Origin of the sequence: Arthrobacter sp. Hiyo1, assembly GCF_001263615.2 — a bacterium.
Taxonomy (GTDB): Bacteria; Actinomycetota; Actinomycetes; order Actinomycetales; family Micrococcaceae; genus Arthrobacter.
The window spans coordinates 82054-88670 of record NZ_DF952469.1; the positions used below are offsets into that span (position 1 = coordinate 82054).

Annotated in this window: 6 protein-coding genes and 1 pseudogene; 1 reads left to right on the forward strand and 6 read right to left on the reverse strand. The window is 64.1% G+C overall.

Annotated features, from left to right (window positions below; translation table 11 throughout):
• Window positions 1-84: 84 nt before the first annotated feature.
• The gene (locus AHiyo1_RS05005; RefSeq protein ID WP_059387815.1) at window positions 85-378 is read left to right on the forward strand and encodes a hypothetical protein; all 294 of its coding nucleotides are present in this window, start codon (window positions 85-87) and stop codon (window positions 376-378) included.
• Between the two features lie 25 nt (window positions 379-403).
• Here AHiyo1_RS05005 and AHiyo1_RS05010 read toward each other — a convergent pair whose 3' ends face one another.
• The 6 genes and pseudogenes from AHiyo1_RS05010 to AHiyo1_RS05035 all read right to left on the reverse strand — a co-directional run.
• On the reverse strand, window positions 404-709 hold the full coding sequence (locus tag AHiyo1_RS05010; protein WP_445286195.1) for a DUF1579 domain-containing protein: 306 nt from the start codon (window positions 707-709) through the stop codon (window positions 404-406).
• A 242-nt stretch (window positions 710-951) separates the two neighbouring features.
• On the reverse strand, window positions 952-2295 hold the full coding sequence (locus AHiyo1_RS05015; RefSeq protein WP_059387816.1) for a M16 family metallopeptidase: 1344 nt from the start codon (window positions 2293-2295) through the stop codon (window positions 952-954).
• 154 nt (window positions 2296-2449) lie between these two features.
• Window positions 2450-4701, reverse strand: a pseudogene (locus tag AHiyo1_RS05020) (polyribonucleotide nucleotidyltransferase).
• A gap of 254 nt (window positions 4702-4955) precedes the next feature.
• The gene (gene rpsO, locus AHiyo1_RS05025) at window positions 4956-5225 is read right to left on the reverse strand and encodes a 30S ribosomal protein S15 (RefSeq protein ID WP_028266602.1); all 270 of its coding nucleotides are present in this window, start codon (window positions 5223-5225) and stop codon (window positions 4956-4958) included.
• A gap of 199 nt (window positions 5226-5424) precedes the next feature.
• The gene (kynA, locus tag AHiyo1_RS05030) at window positions 5425-6279 is read right to left on the reverse strand and encodes a tryptophan 2,3-dioxygenase (RefSeq protein WP_059387817.1); all 855 of its coding nucleotides are present in this window, start codon (window positions 6277-6279) and stop codon (window positions 5425-5427) included.
• A gap of 9 nt (window positions 6280-6288) precedes the next feature.
• Window positions 6289-6617: riboflavin kinase (locus AHiyo1_RS05035; protein WP_216363135.1), on the reverse strand; the 329-nt coding region annotated here is incomplete at its 5' end.

A 6617-nucleotide genomic window follows, 5' to 3' on the forward strand; every position in this document is an offset into this window, starting at 1 on the left:
CTGAGCCGGCCACGGCCGGAGGGTGGCTCCCGGGGTCCAAGGAGCCTACGCTGTGCCTATCCGCGCAACAGCAAAGGAACAGCCATGTACACCCTCCTGATCGAACACGCCGTGAACGACTTCGACGCATGGAAGCGGTCGTTCGACTCGGATCCGGCAGATCGCGCCGGCTCCGGCGTTGTTTCGTACAGGGTCTCCAAGCCCGTGGACGATTCCCAGCGGGTCCTGATTGAGCTTGATTTCGTCGAGCGGGAGCGCGCTGAATCAATGCTGGACACCTTGCGGACACGGGTGTGGAGTGGACCTGGAAGGCCGGCCTCGCTCGACGGCATGCCGGATGCGCGGATCGTTGAGTCGTTGGAGGCCAAGGTCCTCTGAACGCTGTGCCTGCCGGACGTGTGCCTTAGACGCGCCTGCACACAGAGACCATGAACGGGCTGAACGTCGGGGCATCCCCGAGCCTCAGTTCCGCCGTGTGGGTCAGCACGCCACCGTCCACCTTGAAGGTGTGGCGCGCGGTCCCGCGAGGACTACGCCGCTCAAGCCTGAGCGTGCCGTCCTCCCAATGCCCGCGGGCCGGAGCTTCCGGTGGCCGGCCCATGCTGTCCACGTAGTACCAGAGGGTCTCTCCGTGGTCCGGGTCAACGGTGAAGACACCGTGGCCCTCGAAATGGGTGCCGTCAGGCTCGATGTGCCGGTAGCTCTGCACCAAGGCGTAGCTCCCGCCGCGCGCGAGAAGGTCACCTCGGCGTCGGCGGTCCGGGCGGGTCCCCAGGGCGAGGCCGCAAGCTCGGTGCTCCCCCGCCAATGACCCAGGAATGCCTCCAGCGCAGTGTGTGCATGACTCTTCAATGGCTCGTTCATGGCGACTCCTGCGCGGGACGATGGATACGTCACCATCATGTTCCCGATCGAGCAGGCGCGTCCAGCCTTCCCCACCCGGACGCGGGTTCAGAGGCCGAACGTCTCGGTTTCCTCGAAGGGCCCGACGACGGTTACGGTGCGGGGGGCTTCGGCGAGCACCCGGGCGAGTTCCTGGACCTGCTCGGCGGTGACGGCCTTGATGCGGTCCAGCGTTTCGTCGATGTCCTGGAATTCGCCGGAGACGAGCTCGGCGCGGCCGAGGCGGGACATCCGCGAACCGGTGTCTTCAAGGGCCAGGACGATTCCGCCGCACAATTGGCCGACGGCCTTGCGCAGTTCCTCGTCCGTGATTCCGTCGGCAGCGAGCTTGTCCAGCTCGGCGCCCAGGAGTTCCAGGACCTGCTTGACCTTCGACGGCGTGCAGCCGGCGTACATGCCGAAGTAGCCTGCGTCAGCATAGGCGGAGGCGAAGGAATAGGTGGAGTAGACGAGGCCCCGCTTTTCGCGGATCTCCTGGAAGAGGCGCGAAGACATGCCACCGCCAAGGACAGCGTTCAGGACGCTCATCACGAAGCGCCGATCGTCGGTGGCCACGATCGAGGGGCAACCCATGATGATGTTGGCCTGCTCCACGGGACGCTTGATCACATGCAGTCCTGCGGTACCCGTGATGTCCGCCCGCTCGGTGGAGCGGCGCTCAACGGGGGCAGCGGTCTCCTTCAGCTCCCACCCGGCCGTCCGCAAGGCATCGAGCACGAGGCGGCACACGATGTCGTGGTCCAGGCCGCCAGCGGCGGTAATGACAATTTCGTCCGGCCGGTAGTAGCGCTGGTAGTGTGCCCACACCGAATCGCGGGACACAGCCTTGATGGCGGCAGGGGTGCCCCCGATCGGTCGGCCCAGCGGATGCACACCGAGCACTGCGGCCACGAAGTTTTCATGTGCGACGTCGGTGGGGTCATCGCTGTCCATGGCGATTTCCTCAAGGATCACGTCGCGTTCCTGCTCAAGTTCCTCAGGATCCAGCACGGCGCCGGTGATCATGTCCGCGATGACGTCGATAGCCATCGGAAGATCTGTGTCCAGCACCCGCGCAAAGTAGCACGTGCTTTCCTTCGCGGTGGCCGCGTTCGATTCACCGCCGACCTCGTCGAAAGCGGACGCGATCTCCAGGGCTGTGCGCTTCTTGGTGCCTTTGAACAAGAGGTGCTCAAGGAAGTGGGTGGAGCCGTGCTGGCCGTCCGCCTCGTCCCGGGAACCGACACCCACCCAGAATCCGATGGTTGCGGATCGCTGCCCGGGCATGGCCTCTGTGAGCACCCGGACGCCTCCCGGAAGCACTGAACGCCGGACAACGGAGCCGCCTTCAGCGCCATGGATCAATTCGCCGCCGGGCACGGTCTGCGCCAATGGGAGGGGTACGACAGTCATCAAGACCTTTCAGTTCTGCGGGAAATCATGGGTGCCAAATCTGGCTGCAATCGTACCAGCGGGCGCATCGCCCCCGGGACGGGAATCCGTTGTTAAAACCGGGCAGGACCGGTGGACATGTCCACCGGTCCTGCCGCGTGTTTGCCGGTTCAGGCTACTCGGCGGAAACTTCAGCCTCTTCGGCGGGAGCTTCCTCGGAGACGGCGCCTTCTTCCTCGGCCACAACCGGGGAGAGGGAGAGCTTGCCGCGGTCGTCGATCTTGGTGATCTCGACCTGGATCTTCTGGCCCACGGAGACGACGTCGTCGACGTTGTCCACGCGCTTGCCGCTGGCCAGCTTGCGCAGCTCGGAGATGTGCAGCAGGCCGTCCTTGCCCGGGGTCAGGGAAACGAACGCACCGAAGGTGGTGGTCTTGACGACCGTGCCCAGGTAACGCTCACCGATTTCCGGGATCTGCGGGTTGGCAATGGCGTTGATCGCGGCGCGGGCTGCTTCAGCAGACGGACCGTTGGTGGCGCCGATGTAGACGGTGCCGTCGTCCTCGATGGAGATGTCGGCGCCGGTGTCTTCCTGGATCTGGTTGATCATCTTGCCCTTGGGGCCGATGACCTCACCGATCTTGTCAACGGGGATGTTGACGGCGATCACGCGCGGTGCGAACTCGGAGAGCTCGTCCGGGGTGTCGATGGCGGCGTTGATGACGTCCAGGATGTGCAGGCGGGCTTCGCGGGCCTGCTTCAGGGCTGCGGCCAGGACCGATGCGGGGATGCCGTCGAGCTTGGTGTCCAGCTGGATGGCCGTGACGAACTCGGAAGTACCGGCAACCTTGAAGTCCATGTCGCCGAAAGCGTCTTCGGCGCCGAGGATGTCGGTCAGGGCAGCGTAGCGGGTCTGACCGTCAACCTGGTCGGAAACCAGGCCCATGGCGATACCGGCAACGGCGGCCTTCAGCGGCACGCCTGCGTTGAGCAGGGACAGCGTGGAAGCACAGACGGAACCCATCGACGTCGAACCGTTGGAGCCGAGGGCCTCGGACACCTGGCGGATGGCGTACGGGAATTCCTCGCGGGACGGGAGAACCGGAACCAGGGCGCGCTCTGCGAGTGCACCGTGGCCGATTTCGCGGCGCTTCGGGGAGCCGACGCGGCCGGTTTCACCGGTGGAGTACGGCGGGAAGTTGTAGTTGTGCATGTAGCGCTTGCGCGTGACAGGAGACAGCGAGTCGATCTGCTGTTCCATCTTGAGCATGTTCAGCGTGGTGACACCCATGATCTGGGTTTCTCCACGCTCGAAGATGGCGGAACCGTGAACGCGGGGCAGGACCTCTACCTCGGCGGTCAGCTGGCGGATGTCCGTCAGGCCGCGGCCGTCGATGCGGATCTGGTCCTTGAGGATGCGCTGGCGGACAACCTGCTTGGTCAAGGAGCGGAAGGCTGCGGACAGTTCCTTCTCGCGGCCCTCGAACTCGCCGGCGAGGGCGCCAAGGACTTCGTCCTTGAGTTCGTCAGAGGCGTTGTCGCGGTCCTGCTTGTCGGCGATCTGGAAGACAGCAGCAAGCTTCTCGGCAGCGGCGGCTTCAACAGCGGCGTAAACGTCGTCCTGGTAGTCCAGGAAGACCGGGAATTCAACCGTAGGCTTGGCAGCGCGGGCGGCCAGGTCAGCCTGGGCCTCGCACAGGGCCTTGATGAACGGCTTGGCAGCCTCGAGGCCCTCGGAAACGACCTCTTCGGTGGGAGCGGTGGCGCCCTGTTCCTTGATGAGGTTCCAGGAGTTGTCCGTGGCTTCGGCTTCAACCATCATGATGGCGACGTCGTCCCCGGCGATGCGGCCGGCAACAACCATGTTGAAGACGGCGTTCTCGAGCTGTGAGTGCTTCGGGAAGGCAACCCATTCGGTGCCCTGTTCGTCGGCGATGAGGCAACGCGGACGCCGCCGATCGGGCCGGAGAACGGGAGGCCGGAGAGCTGGGTGGACATGGACGAGGCGTTGATGGCCACGACGTCGTAGAGCTCGTCCGGGTTGATCGCCAGGACGGTCACGACGATCTGTACCTCGTTGCGCAGGCCCTTGACGAACGCGGGACGCAGCGGGCGGTCCATGAGGCGGCAAGCAAGGATGGCTTCGGTGGACGGGCGGCCTTCACGGCGGAAGAACGAGCCCGGGATGCGGCCGGCGGCGTACATGCGCTCTTCGACGTCGACGGTCAGCGGGAAGAAGTCGAAGCCTTCACGCGGGGACTTGCCTGCGGTGGTTGCGGACAGCAGTGCGGTGTCTTCGTCGATGTAGACCATCGCGGCGCCGGCTGCCTGCTTGGCGAGGCGGCCGGTTTCGAAGCGGATTACACGCTTGCCGAAGCGGCCGTTGTCGATGATGGCTTCTGAGAACTGGATTTCGGGACCCTCCATTGAGAGTCACCTCCGTTTCTTGTTTAGCGGAAGTCCTCCCGCATCGACCCAGGCCAGCGTCTGTTCCTGGCCTGTACGACACCCGGTCATCGATCGAGACCCACGGGCTGTGCCTTCATCGCAGAAGGTTGCTCCCGGGGATCACTACCGAGGACCGCGAATGCGCGATGCGGTTGAACTCCTGTTAAGTGTTGGATTTAGTTATGGAGAAAAGGCGGCCCGTTCCGCGGAGGATCGGGCCGCCCGAAGTCAAACTAGCGGCGCAGGCCGAGGCGCTCGATGAGCGCACGGTAGCGGGCAATGTCAGTCTTCTTGAGGTAGCCCAGCATGCGCTTGCGACGACCAACCATGGCCAGCAGACCGCGCTGGGTGTGGAAGTCGTGCTTGTGCTCCTTCATGTGCTCAGTCAGATCCTTGATCCGCTGAGTCAGGACTGCAATCTGGACCTCCGGCGAACCAGTGTCGCCCTTGGACGTTGCGTATGCCTCGATGATGGACTGCTTAACAGCGGCTTCAAGTGCCACGTGAACTCCTAGAGTTGTGCCGTGCGTCCCGATTCAGCGCCTCGCTGCCGGGTTGTAATGCGCCGATGACCGCACACAAAACAGGTCCAGCCGCCACGGACTGCAGCCGGATCCATCCCTCAGTTTACCGGCAGCCCGGCAATCTTGTCGAAAGCTGCCGTGTGACCCTCATCAAAGCCTCTTCAACGACGGCCGCCGCTCACTGCCCGATCTCGGTCCGGACGGCGAAAAGCTCAGGGAAGAACGTCAAGTCAAGGGCCTTCTTCAGGAAGGACACACCGCTCGAGCCTCCGGTTCCGGTCTTCATGCCGATGGTCCGCTGCACCGTGCGGAGGTGCCGGAAGCGCCACAATTGGAAGTTGTCTTCCAAGTCCACCAGTTCCTCGCACGCTTCGTACGCCGCCCAGTTGTCTGCGGCATGTTCGTAGATGTGCTTGAAAAGAGGCAAGAGCTCGGGGGCGAACTCGTGGGCCTGGGTGACGTCCCGGTCCAGGACGGACCGCGGAACGTCGTAGCCGTTCCGGTCGAGGAAGGCCAGGAATTCGTCGTAGATGCTCGGGGCATTCAGGAGCTCCTCCAGCATCGCCTTCGACTCCGGATCGGATTCGAACACTGGCAGCATTTTGGCGTTCTTGTTGCCGAGGATGAACTCGACAGCGCGGTATTGGCTCGACTGGAAGCCGGAGGCATTGCCCAGGAAGCCACGGAACTGGGAGTACTCGGTGGGGGTGAGCGTTGCGAGCACCGACCATTGCTCGGTGAGCGTCTTCTGGATGTGCTTGACCCGGGCGATGGCCTTGAGCGCGGAGCCGAGGTCGTCCTGGCGGAGCCAGGCGGCCGCGCTGCGGAGTTCGTGCAGGACCAGCTTTAGCCAGAGCTCGGTGGTTTGGTGCTGGATGATGAACAGGAGTTCGTCATGGTGTTCAGGCTGGCTGACAGGTTGCTGGGCGCTGAGCAGCACGGGCAGCTGCAGGTAGGAGGCGTAGCTCATGCGTGAGCTGAAGTCCTTGACGATGCCTTCGTCGAGTGGCCGGGTGTTCTTCTCAACGCTCACGGTAGGGGGCTACTTGTCCAGCAGGAGATGGTGGGCTTGGACGACGTCCAGCCGCATCTGTTCCACCAGGGCCTCGGGTCCGCGGTAGGCCACCATGCCTCGCAGCCGCGCCGTAAATTCCACCACGACGGTCTGGCCGTAGAGGTTGAAGTCCTCCACCGCCTCCTCGGGGCGGTCGATCACGTGCGCTTCCACCTGGCGGCTCACGCCGTCGAACGTGGGGTTGGAACCCACTGAAATCGCGGCTGGCCAGCGGGTTCCGGATTCGTCCACGAGCCAGCCGGCGTAGATTCCGTCCGCCGGTACGTAGCCCGTGGCGCCGTGGTCGAGTTTTGCGG

Bases quoted from the DNA above. Each gene is read 5' to 3' on its own strand.
- AHiyo1_RS05015 (WP_059387816.1), bottom strand. From the start codon at position 2,295: ATGACTGTCGTACCCCTCCCATTGGCGCAGACCGTGCCCGGCGGCGAA.
- AHiyo1_RS05005 (WP_059387815.1), top strand. From the start codon at position 85: ATGTACACCCTCCTGATCGAACACGCCGTGAACGACTTCGACGCATGG.